Origin of the sequence: Halorubrum sp. LN27, assembly GCF_016635065.1 — an archaeon.
Taxonomy (GTDB): Archaea; Halobacteriota; Halobacteria; order Halobacteriales; family Haloferacaceae; genus Halorubrum; species Halorubrum salipaludis.
Genome location: NZ_JAEPET010000001.1, coordinates 2421450 through 2443627, shown reverse-complemented (window position 1 = coordinate 2443627; position 22178 = coordinate 2421450). Strand labels below are relative to the sequence as shown.

The following is a 22178-nucleotide window of genomic DNA, read 5'->3' as shown; positions in this document are numbered from 1 at the left end:
TAGAAGATGCCCGTAGTAGACCAACCAGAAGTGACCACTCCGGTAGAGTCCAATCCAGCAGGAACGCCGACTCCCTGATTAGGAGTCTCCGTTCCCTGAATTGGGATAGAAGGGTAGAACCGAGACCAACTGGCCCCTATGAGCGGTCACCGAATAAAGACTGAAACAGAAGAACCAGACCCAACCAGTCCGTCTGAAGCCAGTTTGTCTCACTCCTAATAATATACACCCTTTTATATAGGGGGTCGTATCTTTATAAGCGACCTCTCGGAGAGTCTGTCACTTCACCCGGTGGTAGCACTCAGAATACCAGAAATTATTGCCGCTTACCAGTAAATCTACTCGATTGCCCGCGTTAAGCGGCAACGGGGGAGATTACAGGCGACCGCCCCGTGGTAGGCAAGCGGACGGTCGCCGTGTCTCTCCCGTTACCATCCGTTGTAGTTTAACTCCTCGTGCCAGCACCGTCTGCTGATCTGAATACCGTTGGAACTACTTGTCAGAGAAACCCGGTGGCTGCTGTGAGTTACGAACCACCGGATTCAGTGATTGTCGACCGGATCAAAAGAGCGTTTCCCTCTGATGAGTTGCGCGAGCGCGCTCGCGCAACGAATCTCATCCAACGAGAGCGCAAGTTCGACACTGTCGCGTTGTTCTACACCCTCTCACTGGGTTTCGCTGCTGGATCAGATCGCTCTATTCAGGCATTTCTCGAACGGTTCGTCGAAATGGCTGACTGTGACGAACTCGCTTATCCAACCTTCCACGGCTGGTTTTCACCCGCGTTCGTTGCACTCCTGCGAGAGATTCTCGATGACGCCATCGAGAATCTCGAACCGGGACAAACCGACCTCAGCGGACGTCTCGAACGCTTTCGAGACGTCCTCATTGTTGACGCCTCTATCGTCTCACTCTACCAAGACGCTACAGACGTCTACGCAGCGACTGGCGAAGATCAAGCTGGCGTGAAGCTCCACCTCACAGAATCACTCTCAACCGGACTTCCTACGCGGTTTCAAACGACTGACGCCAAAACGCAGGAACGGAGCCAGCTACCCACCGGCGAGTGGGTAGCTGGCGCACTCGTCTTACTCGATCTCGGCTTCTACGACTTCTGGTTGTTCGACCGTATCGATCAAAACGACGGCTGGTTCGTCTCACGGGTCAAAGATGACGCGAACTTCGAGATCGTCGAAGAGCTTCGCACATGGCGGGGAAACAGTATTCCACTCGAAGGCGAGTCGCTGCAGGACGTCCTCGACGACCTGCAGCGACAGGCGATCGACGCTCGGATCACCCTCTCATTCGACCGCAAGCGAGGGTCGGGCGTCAGCACGACCCGAACGTTCCGACTCGTCGGTGTGCTCAACGAGGACAGCGGTGAGTACCATCTCTACCTAACGAATCTTGCCAGAGACAACTACCACGCGCCCGATATCGCACAGCTCTATCGGGCGCGCTGGGAGATTGAGCTGCTGTTCAAGGAACTCAAATCGCGCTTCGGTCTTGATGAGATCAATACGACGGATCCCTACATTATTGAAGCGCTGATCATCGTAGCGGCGCTCTCGCTGCTGATGAGCCGCGTTATTGTGGATGAACTCCGCAAATTAGACGCAAAGCGGCAGGGAAGCGACGACGACGCAGCGGCGTCGTCGACGCGTCTCCCACGCCGTCGGTGTTCTCACGCGCTCGAACGTCACGCACACTTGGTCCAACTGTACCTGATGCTAGATCTGGGGTATGAACTGCCAGATCTCGACGAATTGCTGTTGTGGTCGTCACGGGATCCAAATCCACATCGAGCAAGATTACGTGAGCAGGTTGAGTCAGGCGAGTTCTGGTAGAAACTCGCCTGACAAGCCGGTCAGCTCAGACGTTGGTAGTAGTGACAGCTCTGGATCGGCGACGCACTCACCGGAGTGAGTGCGCCGCCTTCAGAGAGTGACACAGATCTCATCATCCGAGACAGAAGAACATCCGTTCAGTTCTCCGATCACACTTCATCAGCGATTGGACTCAACACCGTCTTGGTCAACTATCCGCACAAACACCGCCTCAACGCGCCGCTAAACTACAACGGATGCTCCCGTTACATCTACTGCTACGCCGTACCCCAATATAGCCATTTCGTGAGAACAGAGAAGCACACTTCTGGGCGCTCCACGGAACTCTTTTAGTACCCCGACGACTTCTCTCCACACGGGCACTCCGTTGGTTGCGGAGGCCCACATTTGGGTCTGGTTGGCCCCAAGGTCAACTCAGACGGCGACCGGGGGCGCGTCGAAGGGCTGGTTACCCGACGCCCCCACTTTCACACGCTTCATCGAGCCGGAGAGTGGCGGGAACGACGAGACCCCCCACACAGGTTTTTAAGACAGAAGCCCGGACTCTCACTCAACGCGATGAATCTGAGTCCTGCCATACTCTTCTTCTCCATCGTTGGTGCCGTGTTCTCTTTCTTGATTTGGCGAAGCGGCGAATCAAGAGACCTCTATTCACAGCAAGAAATCATCCGAAACGAGCATCTACACGACGAAGACGAAGACCCGATAACGATTCCGTTCCTCTTCGACGGTAGCCATCTGTTTTTGATAATCTCAATAGACTACATCAAGTGCTACGAACCTGAACCGAACCGCCTCTACCGGCTCAAGCGGCTCGTTTACGGGAGTAATGGCAATACTGCAATCAAACTATCACTCTATTGGAGCGAAACCCCCGACCAGATGCCTAAACTTGGCGCTCTAAATCTGGAACGGGCAATCAGCAGGCTGGACAACGCCGAAGAGTTTGACGGAAAGATATCCCCTTCTGGGTGGGGTAAACAAAATATCGAGGTATTCTCAACCCGACCAAGGAAGGTTAGCAGAGAACTCAATACGTTCTTCAATTTGGTTGAGGAGGCGGTCGAACAGGAGATTGAGGAACACCAAGACGCGGAGGAGACCGAAGCGAAAGAAGCGTGACACCGGCTCGTCCGTTCCCGTCGAGTAGGGCACCGCCGTCACCCAATACAGCAAGTCCTTATATTGGATAGCGCATATAGGCGGATGGCGACTTCGATGTAAAGGGGCCTTTTCCCGTGGTAGGCAAGCGGCTAAGACCCCTTTCACGGTCGCCGTTAAGCGACCATCCGGGTTTTGGGATTCTTGAGCATAAACTCGTTGACTTGAACCGGGCAGAGCCTTTCACACACGGGAATTTTCAGAAATATTATTTTTCGACCCCTTCACATACCCAAAATCTGGATATTTTCGAGGAGACTAACGTATTAAAGTCGAAGCCCCCCCGCCAAGTAGTGTAATAACCCCCACTAAGCCCCCTTATGGGGCTTATGCGCCCTTTCAAGGCCCCTTCCCGGCGGTCTCCCGACCCAGCAACCCTGCTTACTACCCAGTAGTAACACCCAGTTAGGCCCCTTCTCGGGCGTCGATACACTCAAATAAGATGACCCAGATATTACTATGCGTAATGCCCTACGGGGGCCGTTCGGCGGCCTACCCTAAAACGCCGACAGAAGCCGCGAGGGGTTAGTATTCGGGGCTTTCAGGCTACGACGCGGGAGGGACGTACACGATTGTTCACGGAGACTCTTTCACGGTGACCCTTCAAAGGCCCTTCACGGCGGTCTCAAGCCCTATTCGGCGGGAATAGCACCCCCACATCACCCTCCGCCCATCCTGTCAGTCTATCCACCACAACGGCTCTTTATATGTAAATCCGTTCTAAGCCCCCTTCTCGGCGGTCTCAAGCCCCCTACGACTATGTCACGGTTCTTTATGGTATGCTATAACACGATTTAGTATCAACTATCTGGAGACGGGGGGCTTGACCTACTCAAACCCTCACAGACAGCGTTTCCAGAGTCCACGACAAGTTTATATACTCCCCAGTCTTACGGTAGGATGCCGATGAAGGCCCCTCGGGGTTGGAGGATTTTCAACTTGCTTGCCCCCGCCGGTCGGGTAGGCCGGGGGCAAGAGTGTGGGTATGCTGGTAAGGCACCGGGCAAGTGTGGTAAACGCTCCCGAAGCCCCCGAGAAAAGGAGTATCGGTCGGCTTAGCCCCCTTAAAGGCGCGTAAGCGTCTGACTGACGGCTTGAGACCGTCTAAGGGTAGTGTGTGCGGTCGTATTAGCGGCCAAACTCGGCGGAAACGTCAATCACCGGAAAAATACAATATAGCGCAACCCCAGCATATCCAGTCTCCCTCGGGAGACAAAGACGGCAAGGCGGTTAACCAGCCTTGCTTTAAGCCCCCATACGCACGTAAAAGTGGGTAACGCCGAAAACCGGCTTAAGAAGCCCGGTATTCCCCCTTAGCACCCTTCCCGCCGGGGATTGTGCTAAGTTCCATACGTCGTGTGGCTACGGCGGGGTTTACCTATGAGACCGTAAACCGGGATTAGGACGTTTAACTAACCGGAAAACGGTAAAACACCATTATCATACGACCCAGCGGCGATTAGGCTAATCTATCCGTAGTACCTCGCGCAAGCCCCCTTCTGGGGGTTAATCCCGACTATTCCGGGCTTTTCTAAGCCCGTGGTAAGTCGGCGGGATATGCGACGGGAGAAGGGACTTATCCAGCCTATCCTTCGGGATTAAGTCGTACTAAAACCCCCGAAGCGGGGGTTAATGGACTTGATTTTGGTGGCTTGAAACCGCGAAAACGGACAAAACCGCCGACGAAACCAACTTACCCAAAAGCCCCCTTCGGGGGAAAAGAAAATGGTCGAAACAAGGCCCTAAAGGCCTTGTCGCGGGGAAATAGCCTACCTCGCCTTTGACGATGACCTTGGCTCCGTCCCTTGAGGGACGTGAAACAAACCAACCAGACCCAAACAAATGTTTGAACTCCCGACCCAGACCGACAGCACCGCTAACAACCAGACCGACAGCGACAGCAACGACGAAACCACCTTCGGTGGGGAAAGAATCGAAGAGTATGAAGACTACTGGAAGGCCATCTCGATGGTTCGACTTCTTAAGAAGTCGTGTAAGGCCCTCGGCGTCGCAAAAGTGAAGGACTCCGGTAAGTCGCCGTGGGCCGACCACTACGGCCACTTCGCGGCGATTGCCTACGGCACCGACGACGAGCCGGGGCTTAAGGAGACCTGCCAAGACCTACCGGGGAACCTTCCCGAATACAAGGACGAGTTCGAGACCCCCGAAGGGGACTTCGACGTGATTACCGCCGAGACCGCCGAGGACTTCGGCCTTCCCGCCGACGACTTCGGGGACGACGAAGACCCCATCTTCGTCCCTGTCGAATACGAAGCCCCCGAAGAGGTGTGGTACGAAGTGAGCGCCGATGAAACGACCGTTACTGAAGTCCTCGAAGGTATCTCGGGGATTGGCGAAGCCCGAGCCGCCGAGGCTTACAAGGCGCTGAAGGAGGCCGGTCTCCTGAAGGACGACGACAACTGAAGCAACCAACCAACCACCCAACCAAACCCAAATGTTCACCGATTACGACCCTGACGAAACCGACGCCGTAGCACTTGACGACCGAAACGCCGACGTTGAGCCGGACTTCGAGATGGACGAACGGCTGGCCTTCCATAATGGCTGGGGGCTTTCCGACCCCGCCGACCTCTGACCGAAACGGATAAGACCTCTTACGGGGTTTAGATGGCGGCTTGCCGAGAAGGCGGCGGGCTTCTCGCCGGGTTCAATTCCCGGCTCGGCTCTTGGCCTTTAGGCCAAAACCAACCAGACCCAACGATGAGTGACTACGACGACGGCGACGACCGGGAATCGTACCAGACCTACGACGGGGCCGCTGACCCTTCCCCCGACGACTTGTTTATCACCCACAACCGAAACCGCGAGGCGTTCGCTGAAGAGCGCGAGCGGCGTCAGGACGGCGAAGTGATGAACGACCTCTTCGAGTAAAATGTGCCACTTCACCGAAGACTGCGACGCCGAAGACGCCTACTGGGAAGACGAACCTATCCAATTGGGGATGGCTTCGCTCGGAGCGTTCGGCTGTGAAGCCTGCGGATATTCGGACTGCCTGTAAACCAACCCACCAACCAGACCCAAAATGAACCTTAGCCTTGCGAAGTGCGACTGCTGTGACGTTAACGAATACTCGACCTCGGTTCGGGGCGCTGATACCTACCGACAATTCGAGTTCGAGGACGACTTCGAGAATCTGTGTAACGACTGCGCCGAAGAGCAGAACACGCTAACAGCGGACACGATGGAGGATGCCGAACTAATCGCCGCCATCGTCTCGGATTCAATCGGCTACGCCGGGCCGTACCACGCCGCCCGCCACGTCTCCGATTACCGGGAAGGCCGAGAGGCCATCGAGGCCGAAGGCCGCCGATACGGATGCTGGTGTGAACGCGGCTCGGCCTGCTTCAAGAACGACCTCGACGCCCTGATTGAGTCGGCGGTTCGGCATTGGGGCTTCAAATCCGACGAGGAACGCGAGCGCCTTCTCGCCAAGGTCGAACGCTGGCAGGAGATTGAAAGCGACGACCGGCTCGCCGGTATGGCCCTGAGCCTCGCCGCCCCGGTCGGGGGTATCTAAAATGAACCCCGAGCAACACCGAGAGTTCCTTCGAGGATTGAACGACGACTACCTGATGAAGCACATCCGGGCTTACGTCAAGGGCGGGATGGACGCCGAAGCGGGACGAGCGATGGCGGAGCGAGACCGACGACGAGACTGAAAATGAAATACGAATTACTTGTGACGGCTGAGACGTGGGACGAAGCGGTAATCGGCTTCAACGAAGCCTTTGACGACGACGAGAACTACACGGAGGCTTACAGCCTTCACCAATACGACGACGACACTTGGGGAGTGTTCTTCACGGCGGAGAACCCGATTGATACCGACTCCGAGCCGCTGGTATTGGAGGTCGAAGACGAACTCTCCCCACGGCGAGTCGTCTAACCGCCGATACAGTTATCATCTCATACCAAGTTAGAAGGGGGGATACCCCAACACAGCAGGAACGCCGACTCTCCTAACCAGAGTAACCGACCAGACCCAAATGAACCCAGAGATTCAACTAACCCAGAGTGGAACCGCTCTTCTGACTGACGGCGAAGCGTGGCTTGAGACGGACGGATTCGTGTGGCTTGAAGACCACATATGACGCCGATTAACGTTGTCGTCCTTCACGACCGCGAGGAGGTCGAGGTCGAGGGCGTTGAAACGTGGTGGTATGACGAACTGGATTTAATTCTCCGGTTCCCGAGCGGCGAGACCAAAACGTACAGCGGGGCGAACGTAATCGGACGGTTCTAATGAATTACAGAGACGCACTTCAAATCGTAATCGGAGAGGCATCGAGACTGAACGACGAAGGGGCCTTATCGGACTTCGACTTCGAGATGGTGAAAGGCGACGTTGATACGATTGACGACGCGATAGCAACGGCTCGAAGAGCGAGCCGGGGAACGGCCACGGGGGAAGATTCGGGGGGCTTGAGAGCGGAACGCGACAGCCAGTAGCCAACTCGCGCCCGATTAAGGCGCGGCCCTGATTGGCGGCTCCGGGGTTCGATTCCCCGGCGGGGCTTCCGATGACGGCGTAACCAGCCCGAGGAACACGGAGACCAGACCCAAATGGGAGCAAACAACCACCTTACGGTGACGCCGACCAACCACCGGCTCACCGAACGACAGGTCGCTGAAACGATTGGACGAGAATACGACGAGATGGAAGTCTACGGCGAGACCTCCGAGGAACTACTCGAAGCCGTCCGGCTTCTGCTCAAGATGAACGACTACCTCTTCGACGCCATCGAGGCTCACGGTGTTCACGTCGAGTTCACCGAGGAAGACCCCTACGAGACCTACGAGGAGATGTGTTCGGATATAGTCGTTAACGACCGACTCAAAATCTTCTCCGGCGGCACCCACCCGAGCCACATTAGCCGGGATGACAACCTCAAGAGCCGAGCGGTTCACGACTACTGGGGCCACTACAAGAACGACTGCGACTTCTCCTTCTGGGGGGAGTTCCAGAAGTGGCACGCGATGAAGGCGTGGTATCCCGAGCCGGTTCACCGCCTCACATTTCAGGAAGTCGTCGGCCAAACGGGGCTGGCCTACTATTTGGAAGGGGGCTTCTCGAACCCGGAGTTCGAGCAAAAGACGTTCCTCGCTCCGACTCGGTGGGCCGACCTCTGTTACCGGAACTACCCCGGAGACCTTCAGTAACCAACCAACCCAGATGAACCTCGAAGATACCCTTCCCGACGACGTGAAACGCGAACTTAAACAGGCGGGCGAAAAAGAGGCGCGACGGAAGCGCCGAGAGAAAATGCTCCGTTGAACGCCGACGCCGTCTGCGGATCGTATCGCTGATTTCACGGGATTTGGACGCCGTCTGGCGATATGGGACGTCTCAAGACCCTCGCACAGACGTTTCACGAATTCGCCACGAACCATGTTGAACAACCAGACGTACCCGCTGTCGCCGACGGCGACAACGGGTACGCCAAGTCCACCAAAATCGCGCTCCTTCTGCTCAAAGAGGAGATCAACAAGCCGCTTCGGAGGCTCGAAGACTATCTCAACGAGATGCCGGGAATTCTCGGTGTGTTTGATCTTGACTCATCGCCGGATTACTCATCTTTCAGCGTCTGGGACGATGAATTCCCGATGAAAGAACTGCGCCGCCTGCTCCGCGCCTCCGCGGAGCAGGCGGGGCTCTCAGGCACCGCGTCGATCGACGCCAGCGGCTTTCAGCGTGACCAAGCCAGCTCACACTACCGGAATCGGGTCGGTTACTCGTTCAACGCGATGAAAACGACGCTGCTTGTTGACACGGATTCTCTTGCTATCATGGACGCTCATTTCACGACTAAGAAAGCCTATGACGGCCATATCGGGCTGCAGGTCTTTCGGCGGAACGCCGAAGACCTGCAAGCGTTACTGGCCGACAAAATGTACTCGTGGAGTAATCTCCGTGAAGCTTGCCGTGACAGGTCTACACGGCCAGTGATCAAACACTGCGAGCAAAATGCACTCAAGAAAGCCCACAACGCCAGAATTGACGATGATGTCTACAACCAGCGGTCAATGAGTGAGACCGTGTTTGCGATGCTAAAAGACGACGGCGACGAGATCCGCTCCCGGAGCTGGCACGGCCAGTTCCGGGAGCTCACACGGAAGTGTATCGTCCATAACCTCGAGCAGGCGGCGAGTTAGAGCTCGCCGCCTGCTCCCCTTCTCCGAATGTATCCGAGAGAGGCATCGCCATCGTCCACCTCATGCTTTATTTGGTATCTTGTGAAACTGATGCTTTGGTCGCCGCACAATTCCGCTCGAATCGAATCGTCCGATCTGAGAATTTACAGCTAAAGCGCTGCTACCGGTAGAAGATCGAATATCAAAAATCCGATGTTGCCGCCGTCTTGCGTTCAACACGGCAAGAGAAAACGAAGTACGGCCACCTGATGGGAGACGACCGATGAAGTTGACCCTCGCTGTCGGACGTATCTCCCTTCGGGAGTGGCGGCCCCGGCTCATCAAGGACAGGCGGGAAACTACGGTCTCCCTGCTGTTCCCGACCGGCCATTACGCCGAGGCGACTCTCCGACGCTGAAGCCGAAACGCCCCTTCTGGGGGCGTCGTTCCCGAGTGGAACTCGGGGGCCTGACGACGGCAACCAAGCGTCAGCAACCAACCAGACCCAAATGACGTTCCGACTACCTGATACCGACGACGATGAACAGTTCGAGCGGCCCGGAGACGGCCTATCTCCAAATGAACTCAAGGGGGTGATTCGGGCCTACGCCGAGACCGTGGACATAGACGTACCGCTTGACGAGGTCGAGATTCAAGTCTCAAAGCGACTCAAGCGGGCGGCGGGGAAAGCGGGGAAGAAGAACGGTGACCTCTTTATGAGATTCGCGTGGAAGGCGTACCAGTCGTGGGGCTGGGGCGACGACTTCGAGGGGACGATTCGCCACGAACTCGTCCACATCTGGGAGTACGAAACCCACGGAAAAGGGAGTCACGGCCCGACGTTCAAGCAGAAGGCCCGAGAACTCGACGCGCCCCGGCATTGCCCGACGTTCGCTGACGACGAAGCCCGATGGTTCCTCGTCTGCGAGGCCTGCGGCAAGAAGACGCCCCGATTCAAGCGGTCGAAAATCGTGGAGAACCCCGGCCCGTACCGCTCGGGCTGTTGCCGAGCGCGGATTCGTGTTGAGGACGCATAATGAGCGTCATCTCTCACAAAGAGTGGGACGACTACGCCGACGCTTACTCCCACGACTTCACGCTTGAGGCCGTCCCCCGAAAGCCGGGGGAGTACCAACCGACCGACCACTTCGTAAACGAGCGCCGTTCCCGCCGCATCGGAGGCGATGTGATACGGGGCTGTATCGAAGAGGGCGAGGTCTACGAAGCCGAGGGTGACAACCGATACAAGTTCCATTGGTCGCACCCGACGACGCTCCAGACCTACATCCTGATTGTCGAACTAAACCGCTGGGCGTTCCTCGACCCGAGGGACAAGCACGACGCTATCACCGTGTACCGATTCCAGCACTAACCAACCAGACCCAAAATGAGCGAAAATAACCACACCGACAGCGACGACTTTAGCGAACTGATTGACGACACGGACGAGTTCTACACCCAAAGGGTGGAGGAACTGATGGAGTCCGACGGTCTCACGAAGGCCGAAGCCCGGCGGGCGGCGCTTTACGCGATGAAGGACGGAAGCCCCCTTCCGTACAAGGTGGTCGAACAACTGCTCCCGCCGGAGGATTGGCACGTTCGAGACCCCGCAAACATCACCTCCGGTGAGTGCGCTATCTGCGACGACACCGTGTTTATGGCCGAGGCCGACGAGGGCTGTCACTTCTGCGGCGACGGCTCCTACGACGGCGTGAACGACTGGGGCGAACCCACCCACGTCGAGCCGGTCGAAGACCCCGGAACAGCCCGCTGGAACATCGACCCCGACGACGACCGCTGGTTCATCTGCGGCGGTTGCTACGAGGGGATGGACTACCACGGAAGTACCCTTGTGGTGGTGATGCCGGACGGTCGCCGCTGGAAGGTCACTTACGACGGTTCGGTGGTCTTCGACCACGGAGAATACAACCGCGACTACGAATGGCTTGAGACCGGCGCGGTCTACGACCTCGTTGAAGGCATTGTGCTGGGCGAGAAGCGCGTTCCCGTCGATGGCTGGCGCTCCTACTCCGACGGCCCCAGCAACGTCGAGGTCGAGGCGTGGGACGAGTTCACGACTATCGGCGGCGGATGGCACTCCACGATGGAGAAGTCCGAGTTCAGCGAGCGCATTAACGACCTCACAAGCGGCGAGGCGTTACCGCCGTTCCCGATGGCCGTCCGGTTCGGGACGACGAGCAACGTCTTCTCGATGATGGTGGACGTGTACGCCCCGGCGGACTGCGTCGATGACGCGGCGGCGTTTATGGGCCACAAGAAGCACTCGGGGATGGCTGGCGGCATCTCCTACAAGGCCGACTAAGACCCCTTCCCCGTACCGTTGCCGATGACCCCCTTCGGGGGACGGGCAGGCACGATTGAACCAACCAGACCCAACTATGGCACGACTCAACATTGAAGAAATCGGAGAGGCGTTCGCAAACGGCAACTACGACCACCACAACAGCACGATGAACGTTCGTTCCGCGACGGGCAAGAACGACAGCGGCCTGCTCTACTCCTACGGAGCCGTTATCGCGGCTCGATTCGCGGACGGTCACATCGTCTTCTATGACGGCTGGTACGGATACTCGGTGACGACCTCCGGCCACATCACGAAACTGAAGGCCGCCGTCGAGGCCGCCGGGGCCGAGTACGACGAAAGCACCGGGAAGTTCGGGGAGGAACCCGAGGCGGTGACCGCCTAATGGTGGCTCAAGAGATGGCCTGCCCGGAGTGTCGGGGCCAGCAAGTCCGACTCGACGGCGGCTGTCCTGTCTGTCTCCAATGCGGTTGGAGCAAGTGTTAGTGTGGGGACGAAGCCCGACACGGGACACCACGGCGGGAATAGCCTGTTCGGGGTAATGCGGCTCGTCGTTGAAGACCGCGACGGGAACGTTCTCGTGGCGGGATTCATCTCCGACTCGGAGTTGACCTACGACCCGAACCCCGACTTCACCGTGACTATCGACCCAGAGTAGCAGAGAGGGGAGACAATAGAGGGGAGAGTCCTATTCGGTATTCCCCTATTCGGCTTCCCCAATCCAGCAGGAACCCCGACTCTCCTGTTGGGACTACCAGACCCAGAGTACCAAGATATGACATTACAGTTAGAGCCAGAGAAGTACCGTATAGAGACCCAGACGGCTATCGTTGGAGAGATTGTGACCGTCCCGTACCATTCAGTCGGTATCAGTATCCACCCGCTGACTCCGTTCGAGCAGTCCGTGACGGTCTCCTACCTTGTCCCGAACGACGCCGATGAAAGACCCAGCGGAGCCGGTGGGGGAAACGAGTTCACCATCGAGGAGCGAATCTTCGGTCTCGGTGACCACTCCGACGTGGAAATTCCCTACTACGCTACCGGAACCACCGTGTTCAGCCCCGTAGACGACGAATCGACGTTCGTTTACTACCTCGGCTGACCCCGCCGTAGTTTGAAATATCTATGAAAGGGCGGGCGGCATCGAGCGGCAATCAACCAACCAGACCCAACAATGAACGACACCCCAATCCCCGAGATTGAACTGACCAACGACCACATCGACTTCCTATTTCGTGCCGGAGCCAGCCCGAAACTCATCGAGGTCATCCAGAAGACCCTTGATGAACTCCCCAGCACGGTCACCCGGAACAGCGCCCGGAATGAGGTACAGAAGTACGTCAAGTGGGGCAACCTCGACGGCTCGGTTTCCCCGGAAGAGTTCAGCCATATCGGCGGTCACTTCTTCACGGCGCTGTGGGACGGCGACCTCTACGAAGCCTTCTGTCGGGCTGACCTAAACAACCGCAAGATTCTCCTCGACGTGTTCGGGGAACGCCGCATCAACGCTGACCGTCCGAAGCACCGCCCCACGGTGTTCCGGCTCGCCGGAGCGGTATGAGCGAAACCGAACAATCGACGCTCTGCTCATCCGAAGAGACGCGCCCTTCCCGCCCGGAGGGGGCCTGCGTCCTCTGGGACGAGTGCGGGAATATGACTCCCGGCGGAGCGGAGTCGAACAACAAAATGTGCGACGAGTGCCTCGACGCGGCCCGCGCTCGGGGCCGAGGCATCTAATCACCCAACCAGACCCATTATGGCAAACGACGAACACCAGCACGCAGAAGTAACGGTTCGAGTATCGCTTCCCGTCAACGCGGAGTCCGACGACGACCGACGGATGAACCTAATCGCGGATGCCGTTCACGACGCCGTCGGCTCCGGTATGGCCGAGAATCACGGTGTAATCGAGACGGAACTCCTGTTTACGGAGACCCCGGCGGAAGCCGCCGAGCGGGAAATGGCCGAGGCCGAGGGCCGGGCGCTGGCGAAGGCCGAGCGTCGGTACGAACGGCACCTCGAAGAGCGAGCCGGGCGGCATCTCCGATGAAGCACGAAGACCACGTCCCGCCGACGGGGAAGAAGGGGTGGCACGAGATAGCGAACTACTCGGACTTCATCAAGTGGCAGTATTCGGACACTCCCTACCGGGTTGTCGTCCACTTGAACGACCGGGGGCACTTCGAGGCGCTGTTCACGTCGTGGTATCCCGGCCCGTCCTTCCGAATCCGGGGGAACTGCGGGGGCGGACACAAGGGCCGTATGCTCGCCGTAGCCGCCGCGAAGGATTGGATGGGCGAGAACAAGTACGGGTGCGCTCCCCCGAAGGAGATGGCCGTAGAGGCCGGTCAGATAGCGGCGTACTAACCAACCAGACCCAACTATGAAGAAAGACCTACCGGAGACCGTCGAAGTGCCGACTGAAGACATTATCGAGTGGGCGTTTGAGAACGTCAACGAACACGGGGAGTTTGACTTCCCGACTATGGACGGCGTCGATTCCGACCAGTTCTTCGACGGCATCCACCCGTCGAACGCGACCGACATAGAGATTCACGACAACGGTGTAATCGTCTACGGGCGATTCTCTGTTCACGAGGCAGTCGGTCGTATCCCCGCCGGGCCGAACCGGGGCTACGGCCCCATCAACCCGCCTGAGACCATCACCGAGAAGCGAGAGATGGCCTTCGACCTGTTCTGCCCGTGGAGTCTCTACGACGTGGCGGCGGTTCACGTCGAGTGGTACTGAACGGCGACGAGTAACGCCCCTTCCCGAGTCTGAAATATGTATGAAAGCGGCGAGAAGCGAAGCAACCGACCAGACCCAACAATGTCTATCGAAACCCAGACCCAGAGCAACAGCATCGAGACCGAGACCATCGACAACCCCGAGCGCGGATGCGGCTATCTCAAGGAGGGCAAGGCGTACCTCCGGTCGGACGTAGGAGCAGGCGGTGAACTCCCGGCGTTCGTGGAGTTCGCCCAGCCCATCCCCTTCAAGGAGAACCGGAAGCGGTCTTACAAGGAGTTCCCCGGCCTCCAGTTCGAGTTGGCCGTCACCGGCCCCGGTGGCCTGACCGAGACCGTGCCGGAAGGCGAGGCTTCCCGCCACGTCGAGCGCCTGCTCGCTGACCGCCCGACTGGAACCCACGCTGGGGAGATGGTCGAGTTTGAGAGTCACGACCTGCTCCTCTCCGTCGGGAAATCCCATTACCCGACCGCCGAGGAGTTCGTTAACGAGGCCCGCGTTCACGGCGTCTCGAAGGCCATCTCCGTGACCAGCGGGAACGCCCCGCCGGAGATTAACCCCGGACGAACGCGCCTGTTCCTCATCCACCCGAACGCGGTGGAGACGACGAAGGAGGTCGAGACGACCTTCTCGGAGTACGACCCCGAGACCGACACCCTACTCACCGTCGGCGGCGAGCCGGTCAAAGACGAGGCGAAGACCGCCGAGTTGTGCGACGGCGACGTGGAGGTGACGCTTGAACGCCGCCTTCGGACGGCGGGCATCTTCGGCTACACGTACCTCACTCGGGTCGTCTACACGGAGGACGCCGACGGTGAGATTCCGAAGTACGTCCAAGACTACGAGGCGACCGGCGACCTCGACGTGGTCAAGCCGGACACTCCGACGCCGTACAGCGAGCAAGAGGCCTTCAACGAGGATGGCGAACTCCTCGAAGAGTACCACGACCACCTTGACTCCGACGCCATCGTGGGGGAACTGGAGGCCGCCGAAGACGAGATTCGGGACTTCGCGGAGACCTACACCCCGGACGGAGAAGGGGGCTTCGAGGCCGGGCCGCTCGCTGTCGAAGAAATGGAGCGGGCTGACTTCGGAGACCTCGCCGGTCGGGGCTGGGTCGAGGCCGAAAGCCCCCTGATGGCCGACGACGCACTCGAAGGAGCCGACGACGGGGCGCTCGCGGTCGTTGACGGGGAAGCGGTCTTCCCGAGCAACAACCTCAACGTCGAGGAGAAAGGGGGTTACACGAAGGGCGTCTCGGTCGTCGGCCCGTACCGGGTCGAGTCCCGGCTCCTGAACACGGGCGGTCGCCGCGTGAAAGTGGAGAAGACCCGGTAGAGCGGAGCAATTAAGCCCTCAGCGAGCGTGAGAGACGACTATTAGCCTACGGTGAGGGCGACTAACCAGACTATGCCGAACTACGCCTGTCAACACGACGGGGACGGCTTCTACTCCGAGACGGAGACCCACTACGGCTCTTATGATGTGTGGGTTTGCGCCGAGTGCGGCCACGAAGTCCCCATAGATTCACGGAGACCAGAGCGCCTTAAACGGGCGAACTAAGGAAATCACTCCTCAGATATGTCGGGGCCGAGGAAATTCACCGTCAAAAGACGGTCTTGTAGTTCCCTATCTACTCCCAGCAATCGAAGGAGGACATAGAACACAATTGTACGGAGACTTGGAACGATTTTATGCTGATTCATAAGCCTGTCACTATTGATTTTATGAACAATTGGATTACGAATATTGCGGGCAGTTTCAACAATATCTCTAATCTCCTCGCTATCAAACCCAATATCAAGATAATCCATATACATCTTGATTTTCACTACGGAACTTGATTCATATATGTCAGTTCTATCTAAAACCCATTCAATATGGTTAATCTGGGCAGTTTCTCTACTTTCATCTGAATCCCATCTCTCAACCTCGTCTGAGGATTTGTTGATAACTTTGTCTGATTTCCAGTTCTCCCTTAACATCTCCAAAACAGAGTCACGCAATCTCTCCTGCTCATTCTCGTTAAATAGCGGCTGTCTGTTGTTGGTGTATTTGTCATAATTGTGATTGGCGTTTGATTCCAACACAATCCAAAGAAACAGGAATCTTAACATCCAGAACTCCTGTCCTTCTGACTCAAAGAACAACGCGAGACTACGTGTGATTCGAGAGCGTTCATTTTGCGATGCATCATCTAACGCCGTAAGCGCCCTATCGACAAATTCTCCAACGCCACCTCTTCCCGAACCTGTTACGATATGGATTAGTTCGTGGCCGTCATTCTCCAGCGGAAATTCGCCTTTCGATTTCCAATTTTTCCCCTGATACCCCTTCTGATATGGGTAGTAAGTTGTCCAACGGATATCTCTATTCTGCGCGAACGAATAAATAAATGATAACCAAGTCGCTAACTCTTCTGCTCGGTCACGTTCTGCTTTAATATAACACTTCGCAGTCTTCCAATACCCAACAGAGTAGGGACTGCTGTGGTCTTTTCTGTTTTTCTTAAATGTTTCTGCTCCTTTTAGCGGCTCAATTCGGATGTTATACTCCTCATTCCGGTAAGGATAGTTTTGCGGGATGTAGATGTTACAAAAGTCGAAGACATATGTTTGCATATCAGGGACAAGGGATTCATACTAAATTAATGCGAGGTCAGAAGAGGTCGGTCGCGGCGTGGATATACCACTTATCGAGCAACCGTAGCGTTTCCTGTTTTCCACCCTCGCGGTCTTCGGCCCACTTGAAGTCGAGCGTGCCGTATTTGAACGGCCACTTCTTCACGGTGCCGACAACGGCGTTCGGGTGTATCTTCGAGTAGTACCGGCCCTTGTAGGCGTCAGTCATCGTCGCTTCGATTACGACGGCGAAGTTGTCGGCCTGCTGGGCGCGGTCTATCTCGGCCTCGAACCTATTTCGGTCGGTGCCAACTGACCGGGCGAGGTCATCGAGGCTCTTGCGTTCGACAGCGAACTCCGGGTAGAACTCCTCTTTCCCGGTGTTCGGATTCACGTCGTAGTAGCCGAGGCCCTTCACGGCGTAGTCGCCGTAATTGAGGAGAGCGGTCTCGGTCTCCATCGCGGGGAAGTTGTACGGCTTCTTCTCCCGCTCGTCAACGAGGATAATCATTAGAGATGCACCCGATTCAGAACCTTCCCGAAGCAACTGTGGAGCAGATGTTCAGAGTAGTCGAGGTTGGACAGGAGGGCCACAAACAGCCCGTCGTTGGTGTTTTCGTCACGAGACGGGTGGTACATCCTCCCGTCCTCGCGGGCGACCACAGCGGCCACCATTACAGCACAGAGAGTTGCGTCAATCGACCCCGGAGACGAGAGTTCCGAGAGGTCGAGTTCGAGGAACGCTTGGCGTCCTCGGGAGTGTTGGTAGTTCGTCAGTTCGAGTTGCGATGCGATGGCGTCGAAGAGGGCGAGGTTGTCTTGCTCACGGAGCAGTTCGTTGTCGCCCCACTTGCCGTTCCGAACTCCGGTGTTGTACGCGGCGAGCCGCGAGTAGTGGTCGGAGACGGAGCCGGAGCCGTCGAGTCTGTTCTTGGTGTCGTATTGAGCAGAAGCGTCGTAGCCGTAGAACTTCGTAGCGTTAGGAGTGTCTGGTTCGGTCAGAGGCTCTGCGAGGTCTTCGTCGTATGGCATTTGCTGTCACATTTGGGTCTGGTGGAGGGCAGGGCGGGCCGGAGCCGGTGTGCTAATAGTTTCACATACCGACGTGTATCGGCTATACTCGGACTAATCGGAGTCCTAACCGGGGTTCCCCAATGCGGCAGGAACGTAGGACTCCCTGATAGGGGTAGTCTGGTTAGGAGAAGTCTGGTTAGGACTACTCCGAGTAGGACTATCCCAATAGGAGAATACCGAATAGGACTCTCCCCTCTATTGTCTCCCCTCTCTGGGCAGACCGAGGAAGAGTATCGAAATCGGGTGACCGCACCCTGTTTCCCCCATCAAAATGACAGAGACAGTATTAAGCGTGTCGGTGGCAGAGAGTGGTATAGAGATGGCCGAAAACGACTGGAGGGGACCGTATGCGGCAGGTGCCTTAGACTGGGGCGGCAACTTACAGGCCTCCCTCCGCAAGAAGGGGTCTTCCAAGCACGGCTTCGAGGTCTCCTTCGAGGTGAAGTTCGAGAAGGCCAGCCCGGAAGCGGCGGGCCTGCTGGACGAGTTCTGCGAAGACCTCGGCCTCGACCCCAAGGCGAGCGTCTTCGACCGGGACGATGGCTCGGAGCGTTACCGTGTTCGGCTCACCCGCCGCGACGACGTTCGAGGCTTTCTGGAGGCAGTCGGCCCGTTCGTGGTGGCCCGCCACGAGCAGGTCGAGATACTGCTGGAAGACGTGTTCCCCCTTCTGGACGAGGGCCGCCACCGGACGGCGGAGGGGATGGTCGAACTCGCGTCAATGCTCGACAGCGTCCAAGAAGCGGGCTTCCAGCGTGGCGGCGGACACAAGAAGTACGACGCCGAGACCGTGGCCGACGAACTCGGCGTGGACTGGTAAGGCCCCTTCTTGACCCGTCTGACCGGCAACGTTATATAGAGACATACAGTTGAGAGGGGGGCTAAGAGCGGGAGAGTCTCTCTCGACGCTTTAGAGTTCCTCAACCGATACGGTTATAGTACCTCACCAAGTTAGGATGGGGGCTAAAGGCGGTACTCGGTGGGGTACAACCACACAGCCCTTTCTGGAGACGTAGTGATAGCGGCCCATCACGGGGCACGGGTGACGATGAGAAACGTCGCCGGATAAGAAAAGATGCCCAGACGCAGGTTCAAATCCTGTCGTCTCCACTCGGGGATACGCCTCCCCCGACAGAACAACCTCTCTCTACTCTGATTGGCCTCTATGAGCGGCCACGGTAACCGGAGTTCCCCGGTTAGGACGGGGAGCGTTCCTGCTGGGTTCGACTCCCGGCTCCGGCCTTTGGGGTGACCCAAGAAACTCAGATAGTCAGTACCCCACCGAGAGCAGTACCGCCCGACAGAAGACAACCAGACGCAACCAGACCCAAAATGTACGACTACAACTCCTACGAGCAGGACAGCGGCAACAACAACAGCGGCTCCGACAACTCCGGCGGCTCCAACGAGCCGGACAAGAATCTGACCATTACCCCCTACGCCCCCATCGAGGGCGAGATGACCCGCGTGTTCGGTAACGCGAACTCGTGGGGTCAGTCCCTCGGTATTGCGATGGAGAACGTCGAACTGGTAGACGGGTGCCTCTACCACGACCCCGAGAAAGGCAAGTTCAAGGTCTTCTCGTGGCGCGACGTGGTCGGTATCGACCCGAACGACCCCGAGGCCCCCGAGGTCTCGGCGGACGACGCCAACCAGTTCCTCGTGAAAAACTACGGCGGCACCGAGAAGCGGTACGAACTCGTGGAGGCCGTCGTGATGGCGAACGACGACGACCCCGCTGACCTCGGCAACGTCATTATGTGGTACGGCGGCTCCGACCGCTTCGGCCCCAAGTCGGCGTCCAAGACGCTGGCGAAGATTCTGACCACCCACGGTCGGGACGCCGTCGTGGACGACAGCGATATCCACAACTGGCTCGCTGACACCAGCGGCGACAACATCCTGCGTGGCGACCTTCAGGGCCGCCGCGTCGGTTTCTTCGAGGTGAAGAAGCAGTCGAACCAGAGCGACCGCAAGTACCACCACCCCATCGTCAAGGACGTGGAGACCGGCGCTGACGTGACCGTGGCGAACAACACGGCGAGCGAACAGGGCACCCTCGACGGCGGGAACGCCCCCGCCGAAGACGGCGACGCCGAGCCGGAGGCCGTGGCCGACGGCGGCGCGGCGGCGGCACAGGAAGTCCCGGCGGCCATCGAGGACTTCATCTCGACGTGTCAGACCCTCGGGTACGACGACGAGGAGAAGGCCGAGGCCCTGCTGGGCGACCTCGTGGAAGACGCCGGGAACGACCTGACCGAGAATCTGGTCGAAGACTTCGGTGGCCGGGAAGCCGTCGTTGCCCGCGTCTTCCAGTAGGCGCGTAACACTCGCTGACGCGGCCCTCCTTCACTTAGACCAAGCAACCAGACCCTAATGAAAATCGACACCCTCGAAGTTACCTACGACCGCAAAGTTCAGTTAGACCAGTTCGAGCCGATTACGTTCGGCGCGACCGCGACCGTGACCCTCGAAGACGGAGACGACCCCGACGAGGTGTACGCCGAGGTGGCCGGTGACGTTCAGGACGCCGTCGAGCGCGAACTCGCCCGGCGCGTCGCCACCAAGAAGCGCGAAGAGCGCGACGAATAGGGCAGACTCGTTTTCCGCCGCATAGGAGTATGAAATAGCGCAATGAAATAGCGGCGGCGCTGTCCCGAGAGAGAACCGAGGCGTAACCAAACCAACCAGACCCAAATGAGCGTAGAAGCACAACTGTACGACACGACGAACGGAATCGACTGGGACGTTCCCGAACTCCACACCATTCTTCAGGTCACCCGAGACCTCGGCGTGGTCGGGGAAGAAGACACCTGCCTCACCGTCGCAACGGCGTCAATCAACGGTGGTCTCGAAAGCGGGGGCGGCCTATTCGTCCTGTATAGCCCCGCTCGCGGTGGAAAGGACTTCACCCTGCGGAAGACGCTGGAGGCCATCTACGGCCCCGGTATGGTGTACGAACACCCCACCGACGAGTCCGAGACCGCCCGGTACTACTCCGCGAAGGAGGCGAACAAGTACCCCATCCACATCGTCGGTGACCTTGCCCGCGTCGGGGAAGGCACCGAGAAGATGCTCAAGGACTGGGGCGAGGGCAACGACTCGATTCGGAAGGTCACGGACATTACGAAGTCCGAGGACGACGACGACCGCACCCAGACGATGACTCTGGAGTGTCCCCGGATTGTGTTCGCCACGATGGCGACCGACAACCGGAACGCCGACTTTAACGACTTCCCAGAGTTGCTGAAGCGGGCGTTTATGCAGTCCGTGGACACCACGAAGGAGCAGACCGAGCGCGTCATTATGCGGAAGGCCCGCGAACACTCCGGGCAGGTCACGCTCAACGTTGACCCCGTCGAGCGCGCCAAGATTCGGGAGTATTTCGAGGCTATCCCGGTGTCGCTGTTCACGGACAACGTGAACAACAAGGTGATGAAGCCGGGGATGGAGGAAATCGCCCGACAGACCATCGAGGATGGCGCGATGATGCCCACCGAGTTCAACGAAGCCCGCTTCGACTTCGACCGGCTCGCCTCGATGATGGGCAATATGGGCCTGCTCCACCACGCCGACCGGATGACCGTTGACACCGGAAGGGGCCTTCTCCTCCTCTCGACGCCAGTAGACTACTGGTACACGATGCAGGTGATGGGGAACAATATGGTTATGTCGGCGCTGAACCTGACCGACGAAGACCAAGCCATCCTCCGGCTCCTTCACGACCTCGACTACGCCCCTGCTCGGAAGGATATCCAGCAGGAACTTCGCCGCCTCGGTCACAACATCCGAGACAGCGACGTGAAGCGTAGCCTTGACTCGATGCGGGAGTCCGGGTACATCACCGAACACAGCGGAAGCCCCCTTACGTACTCGCTGTCGGACTTCGCCTCCGTGACGGACGTGAGTGTGAGCCTCAACTACGCGGAAATCGTTGAGGCCGCCGCCGAAGAGGTGCGGAACATCTCGGGCATCGAGCCGGAGGTCGCGGACGAGTACGTGCGGCGGTACTGCGAGGGTTCCGGCACCATCGCTGTCCACCCGTTCACGGGGGAGGCCGTCGATATCACCGAAGACGACAGCCTCGGGGAGATGACCGAGCAGGCCAGCGAGGCCCGCAGGGCCGCCTTCAACGGCGAGGAGGTGGACGACGAGATGGCGTCCATCTTCGAGGAAGAGCCACTCCACGCCCAGCAGGCGAAGGAGCAGAAAGCCCAGCAGTCCCTCGGTGGGACGCTTGAGTAGATGGT

30 protein-coding genes, 1 tRNA gene and 1 other RNA gene are annotated in these 22178 nt (G+C 58.1%); 29 read left to right on the top strand and 3 right to left on the bottom strand.

Going from position 1 to position 22178, the window contains the following annotated elements; genetic code table 11:
* Window positions 1–512 precede the first annotated feature (512 nt).
* From JIN95_RS11960 to JIN95_RS11845, 24 genes are all read left to right on the top strand, one after another.
* Window positions 513–1847, top strand: coding sequence for an IS4-like element ISH30 family transposase (locus JIN95_RS11960; protein WP_200530629.1), 1335 nt, complete (start codon window positions 513–515; stop codon window positions 1845–1847).
* A gap of 558 nt (window positions 1848–2405) precedes the next feature.
* Window positions 2406–2969 carry a hypothetical protein gene (locus JIN95_RS11955; protein ID WP_200531610.1) on the top strand — a complete coding sequence of 188 codons (564 nt, stop codon included), beginning with the start codon at window positions 2406–2408 and terminating at the stop codon, window positions 2967–2969.
* A 1881-nt stretch (window positions 2970–4850) separates the two neighbouring features.
* On the top strand, window positions 4851–5432 hold the full coding sequence (locus JIN95_RS11950; protein ID WP_200531609.1) for a hypothetical protein: 582 nt from the start codon (window positions 4851–4853) through the stop codon (window positions 5430–5432).
* A 31-nt stretch (window positions 5433–5463) separates the two neighbouring features.
* Window positions 5464–5604: a hypothetical protein gene (locus JIN95_RS11945; RefSeq protein ID WP_200531608.1), complete on the top strand. Its 141-nt coding sequence runs from the start codon at window positions 5464–5466 to the stop codon at window positions 5602–5604.
* Between the two features lie 125 nt (window positions 5605–5729).
* Window positions 5730–5900 (top strand): hypothetical protein, encoded by a 171-nt coding sequence (locus JIN95_RS11940; protein WP_200531607.1) that lies wholly within the window; start codon window positions 5730–5732, stop codon window positions 5898–5900.
* A gap of 151 nt (window positions 5901–6051) precedes the next feature.
* Window positions 6052–6546, top strand: a complete 495-nt coding sequence (locus tag JIN95_RS11935; RefSeq protein WP_200531606.1) for a hypothetical protein — start codon at window positions 6052–6054, stop codon at window positions 6544–6546.
* A 1-nt stretch (window position 6547) separates the two neighbouring features.
* Window positions 6548–6688 (top strand): hypothetical protein, encoded by a 141-nt coding sequence (locus tag JIN95_RS11930; RefSeq protein WP_200531605.1) that lies wholly within the window; start codon window positions 6548–6550, stop codon window positions 6686–6688.
* 2 nt (window positions 6689–6690) lie between these two features.
* Window positions 6691–6915, top strand: a complete 225-nt coding sequence (locus JIN95_RS11925) for a hypothetical protein (RefSeq protein ID WP_200531604.1) — start codon at window positions 6691–6693, stop codon at window positions 6913–6915.
* Window positions 6916–7116: 201 nt separating this feature from the next.
* A complete protein-coding gene (locus JIN95_RS11920) occupies window positions 7117–7272 on the top strand; it encodes a hypothetical protein (protein WP_200531603.1) in 156 nt (51 codons plus the stop codon).
* Complete coding sequence (locus tag JIN95_RS11915; RefSeq protein ID WP_200531602.1) at window positions 7272–7478, top strand: hypothetical protein; 207 nt, start codon at window positions 7272–7274, stop codon at window positions 7476–7478. Before JIN95_RS11920 ends, JIN95_RS11915 begins: the two co-directional genes overlap by 1 nt.
* Before the next feature lie 114 nt (window positions 7479–7592).
* Complete coding sequence (locus tag JIN95_RS11910; RefSeq protein WP_200531601.1) at window positions 7593–8189, top strand: hypothetical protein; 597 nt, start codon at window positions 7593–7595, stop codon at window positions 8187–8189.
* A gap of 177 nt (window positions 8190–8366) precedes the next feature.
* Window positions 8367–9182, top strand: a complete 816-nt coding sequence (locus JIN95_RS11905) for an IS5 family transposase (RefSeq protein WP_200530319.1) — start codon at window positions 8367–8369, stop codon at window positions 9180–9182.
* Between the two features lie 397 nt (window positions 9183–9579).
* Window positions 9580–9648, top strand: an RNA gene (locus JIN95_RS11900) — hammerhead ribozyme type II.
* Window positions 9649–9670: 22 nt separating this feature from the next.
* A complete protein-coding gene (locus tag JIN95_RS11895; RefSeq protein ID WP_200531600.1) occupies window positions 9671–10198 on the top strand; it encodes a SprT-like domain-containing protein in 528 nt (175 codons plus the stop codon).
* Entirely contained in the window at window positions 10198–10533 is a 336-nt protein-coding gene (locus tag JIN95_RS11890) for a hypothetical protein (RefSeq protein WP_200531599.1), read from the top strand. The genes JIN95_RS11895 and JIN95_RS11890 overlap by 1 nt, the downstream gene beginning before the upstream one ends.
* 15 nt (window positions 10534–10548) lie before the next feature.
* Window positions 10549–11484 (top strand): hypothetical protein, encoded by a 936-nt coding sequence (locus tag JIN95_RS11885; protein WP_200531598.1) that lies wholly within the window; start codon window positions 10549–10551, stop codon window positions 11482–11484.
* Between the two features lie 76 nt (window positions 11485–11560).
* A complete protein-coding gene (locus JIN95_RS11880; RefSeq protein ID WP_200531597.1) occupies window positions 11561–11869 on the top strand; it encodes a hypothetical protein in 309 nt (102 codons plus the stop codon).
* Window positions 11870–11971: 102 nt separating this feature from the next.
* Window positions 11972–12142: a hypothetical protein gene (locus JIN95_RS11875; protein WP_200531596.1), complete on the top strand. Its 171-nt coding sequence runs from the start codon at window positions 11972–11974 to the stop codon at window positions 12140–12142.
* 117 nt (window positions 12143–12259) lie between these two features.
* Window positions 12260–12586, top strand: a complete 327-nt coding sequence (locus JIN95_RS11870; protein ID WP_200531595.1) for a hypothetical protein — start codon at window positions 12260–12262, stop codon at window positions 12584–12586.
* A 72-nt stretch (window positions 12587–12658) separates the two neighbouring features.
* Window positions 12659–13045 (top strand): hypothetical protein, encoded by a 387-nt coding sequence (locus tag JIN95_RS11865; protein ID WP_200531594.1) that lies wholly within the window; start codon window positions 12659–12661, stop codon window positions 13043–13045.
* A 195-nt stretch (window positions 13046–13240) separates the two neighbouring features.
* Window positions 13241–13534: a hypothetical protein gene (locus tag JIN95_RS11860; protein ID WP_200531593.1), complete on the top strand. Its 294-nt coding sequence runs from the start codon at window positions 13241–13243 to the stop codon at window positions 13532–13534.
* Complete coding sequence (locus JIN95_RS11855; RefSeq protein WP_200531592.1) at window positions 13531–13851, top strand: hypothetical protein; 321 nt, start codon at window positions 13531–13533, stop codon at window positions 13849–13851. The genes JIN95_RS11860 and JIN95_RS11855 overlap by 4 nt, the downstream gene beginning before the upstream one ends.
* 16 nt (window positions 13852–13867) lie before the next feature.
* Window positions 13868–14233, top strand: a complete 366-nt coding sequence (locus JIN95_RS11850; protein ID WP_200531591.1) for a hypothetical protein — start codon at window positions 13868–13870, stop codon at window positions 14231–14233.
* 81 nt (window positions 14234–14314) lie between these two features.
* Window positions 14315–15571 carry a hypothetical protein gene (locus JIN95_RS11845; RefSeq protein ID WP_200531590.1) on the top strand — a complete coding sequence of 419 codons (1257 nt, stop codon included), beginning with the start codon at window positions 14315–14317 and terminating at the stop codon, window positions 15569–15571.
* A 230-nt stretch (window positions 15572–15801) separates the two neighbouring features.
* Here JIN95_RS11845 and JIN95_RS11840 read toward each other — a convergent pair whose 3' ends face one another.
* The 3 genes from JIN95_RS11840 to JIN95_RS11830 are packed head-to-tail and all read right to left on the bottom strand — an operon-like array spanning window position 15802 to window position 17886.
* Window positions 15802–16854 carry a hypothetical protein gene (locus JIN95_RS11840; RefSeq protein WP_200531589.1) on the bottom strand — a complete coding sequence of 351 codons (1053 nt, stop codon included), beginning with the start codon at window positions 16852–16854 and terminating at the stop codon, window positions 15802–15804.
* 37 nt (window positions 16855–16891) lie between these two features.
* Window positions 16892–17365, bottom strand: coding sequence for an ERCC4 domain-containing protein (locus JIN95_RS11835; protein ID WP_200531588.1), 474 nt, complete (start codon window positions 17363–17365; stop codon window positions 16892–16894).
* Window positions 17365–17886, bottom strand: a complete 522-nt coding sequence (locus tag JIN95_RS11830; protein WP_200531587.1) for a hypothetical protein — start codon at window positions 17884–17886, stop codon at window positions 17365–17367. The genes JIN95_RS11835 and JIN95_RS11830 overlap by 1 nt, the downstream gene beginning before the upstream one ends.
* 361 nt (window positions 17887–18247) lie before the next feature.
* Here JIN95_RS11830 and JIN95_RS11825 point away from each other — a divergent pair, with 361 nt between their 5' ends.
* The 5 genes from JIN95_RS11825 (at window position 18248) to JIN95_RS11805 (ending at window position 22173) form a co-directional block, all read left to right on the top strand.
* On the top strand, window positions 18248–18748 hold the full coding sequence (locus tag JIN95_RS11825) for a hypothetical protein (protein WP_200531586.1): 501 nt from the start codon (window positions 18248–18250) through the stop codon (window positions 18746–18748).
* Window positions 18749–18934: 186 nt separating this feature from the next.
* Window positions 18935–19038 (top strand) — tRNA-Thr (locus JIN95_RS11820).
* A 222-nt stretch (window positions 19039–19260) separates the two neighbouring features.
* A complete protein-coding gene (locus JIN95_RS11815) occupies window positions 19261–20247 on the top strand; it encodes a hypothetical protein (protein WP_200531585.1) in 987 nt (328 codons plus the stop codon).
* 57 nt (window positions 20248–20304) lie between these two features.
* Window positions 20305–20520 (top strand): hypothetical protein, encoded by a 216-nt coding sequence (locus JIN95_RS11810; protein ID WP_200531584.1) that lies wholly within the window; start codon window positions 20305–20307, stop codon window positions 20518–20520.
* A gap of 105 nt (window positions 20521–20625) precedes the next feature.
* Window positions 20626–22173 carry a hypothetical protein gene (locus JIN95_RS11805; protein WP_200531583.1) on the top strand — a complete coding sequence of 516 codons (1548 nt, stop codon included), beginning with the start codon at window positions 20626–20628 and terminating at the stop codon, window positions 22171–22173.
* Window positions 22174–22178 lie beyond the last annotated feature (5 nt).

What these genes read in the sequence shown, in the direction of transcription:
- JIN95_RS11955 (WP_200531610.1), top strand. Translation starts at nt 2,406, where the DNA reads ATGAATCTGAGTCCTGCCATACTCTTCTTCTCCATCGTTGGTGCCGTG.
- JIN95_RS11950 (WP_200531609.1), top strand. Translation starts at nt 4,851, where the DNA reads ATGTTTGAACTCCCGACCCAGACCGACAGCACCGCTAACAACCAGACC.
- JIN95_RS11945 (WP_200531608.1), top strand. Translation starts at nt 5,464, where the DNA reads ATGTTCACCGATTACGACCCTGACGAAACCGACGCCGTAGCACTTGAC.
- JIN95_RS11940 (WP_200531607.1), top strand. Translation starts at nt 5,730, where the DNA reads ATGAGTGACTACGACGACGGCGACGACCGGGAATCGTACCAGACCTAC.
- JIN95_RS11935 (WP_200531606.1), top strand. Translation starts at nt 6,052, where the DNA reads ATGAACCTTAGCCTTGCGAAGTGCGACTGCTGTGACGTTAACGAATAC.
- JIN95_RS11930 (WP_200531605.1), top strand. Translation starts at nt 6,548, where the DNA reads ATGAACCCCGAGCAACACCGAGAGTTCCTTCGAGGATTGAACGACGAC.
- JIN95_RS11925 (WP_200531604.1), top strand. Translation starts at nt 6,691, where the DNA reads ATGAAATACGAATTACTTGTGACGGCTGAGACGTGGGACGAAGCGGTA.
- JIN95_RS11920 (WP_200531603.1), top strand. Translation starts at nt 7,117, where the DNA reads ATGACGCCGATTAACGTTGTCGTCCTTCACGACCGCGAGGAGGTCGAG.
- JIN95_RS11915 (WP_200531602.1), top strand. Translation starts at nt 7,272, where the DNA reads ATGAATTACAGAGACGCACTTCAAATCGTAATCGGAGAGGCATCGAGA.
- JIN95_RS11910 (WP_200531601.1), top strand. Translation starts at nt 7,593, where the DNA reads ATGGGAGCAAACAACCACCTTACGGTGACGCCGACCAACCACCGGCTC.
- JIN95_RS11905 (WP_200530319.1), top strand. Translation starts at nt 8,367, where the DNA reads ATGGGACGTCTCAAGACCCTCGCACAGACGTTTCACGAATTCGCCACG.
- JIN95_RS11895 (WP_200531600.1), top strand. Translation starts at nt 9,671, where the DNA reads ATGACGTTCCGACTACCTGATACCGACGACGATGAACAGTTCGAGCGG.
- JIN95_RS11890 (WP_200531599.1), top strand. Translation starts at nt 10,198, where the DNA reads ATGAGCGTCATCTCTCACAAAGAGTGGGACGACTACGCCGACGCTTAC.
- JIN95_RS11885 (WP_200531598.1), top strand. Translation starts at nt 10,549, where the DNA reads ATGAGCGAAAATAACCACACCGACAGCGACGACTTTAGCGAACTGATT.
- JIN95_RS11880 (WP_200531597.1), top strand. Translation starts at nt 11,561, where the DNA reads ATGGCACGACTCAACATTGAAGAAATCGGAGAGGCGTTCGCAAACGGC.
- JIN95_RS11870 (WP_200531595.1), top strand. Translation starts at nt 12,260, where the DNA reads ATGACATTACAGTTAGAGCCAGAGAAGTACCGTATAGAGACCCAGACG.
- JIN95_RS11865 (WP_200531594.1), top strand. Translation starts at nt 12,659, where the DNA reads ATGAACGACACCCCAATCCCCGAGATTGAACTGACCAACGACCACATC.
- JIN95_RS11860 (WP_200531593.1), top strand. Translation starts at nt 13,241, where the DNA reads ATGGCAAACGACGAACACCAGCACGCAGAAGTAACGGTTCGAGTATCG.
- JIN95_RS11855 (WP_200531592.1), top strand. Translation starts at nt 13,531, where the DNA reads ATGAAGCACGAAGACCACGTCCCGCCGACGGGGAAGAAGGGGTGGCAC.
- JIN95_RS11850 (WP_200531591.1), top strand. Translation starts at nt 13,868, where the DNA reads ATGAAGAAAGACCTACCGGAGACCGTCGAAGTGCCGACTGAAGACATT.
- JIN95_RS11845 (WP_200531590.1), top strand. Translation starts at nt 14,315, where the DNA reads ATGTCTATCGAAACCCAGACCCAGAGCAACAGCATCGAGACCGAGACC.
- JIN95_RS11840 (WP_200531589.1), bottom strand. Translation starts at nt 16,854, where the DNA reads ATGCAAACATATGTCTTCGACTTTTGTAACATCTACATCCCGCAAAAC.
- JIN95_RS11835 (WP_200531588.1), bottom strand. Translation starts at nt 17,365, where the DNA reads ATGATTATCCTCGTTGACGAGCGGGAGAAGAAGCCGTACAACTTCCCC.
- JIN95_RS11830 (WP_200531587.1), bottom strand. Translation starts at nt 17,886, where the DNA reads ATGCCATACGACGAAGACCTCGCAGAGCCTCTGACCGAACCAGACACT.
- JIN95_RS11825 (WP_200531586.1), top strand. Translation starts at nt 18,248, where the DNA reads ATGGCCGAAAACGACTGGAGGGGACCGTATGCGGCAGGTGCCTTAGAC.
- JIN95_RS11815 (WP_200531585.1), top strand. Translation starts at nt 19,261, where the DNA reads ATGTACGACTACAACTCCTACGAGCAGGACAGCGGCAACAACAACAGC.
- JIN95_RS11810 (WP_200531584.1), top strand. Translation starts at nt 20,305, where the DNA reads ATGAAAATCGACACCCTCGAAGTTACCTACGACCGCAAAGTTCAGTTA.
- JIN95_RS11805 (WP_200531583.1), top strand. Translation starts at nt 20,626, where the DNA reads ATGAGCGTAGAAGCACAACTGTACGACACGACGAACGGAATCGACTGG.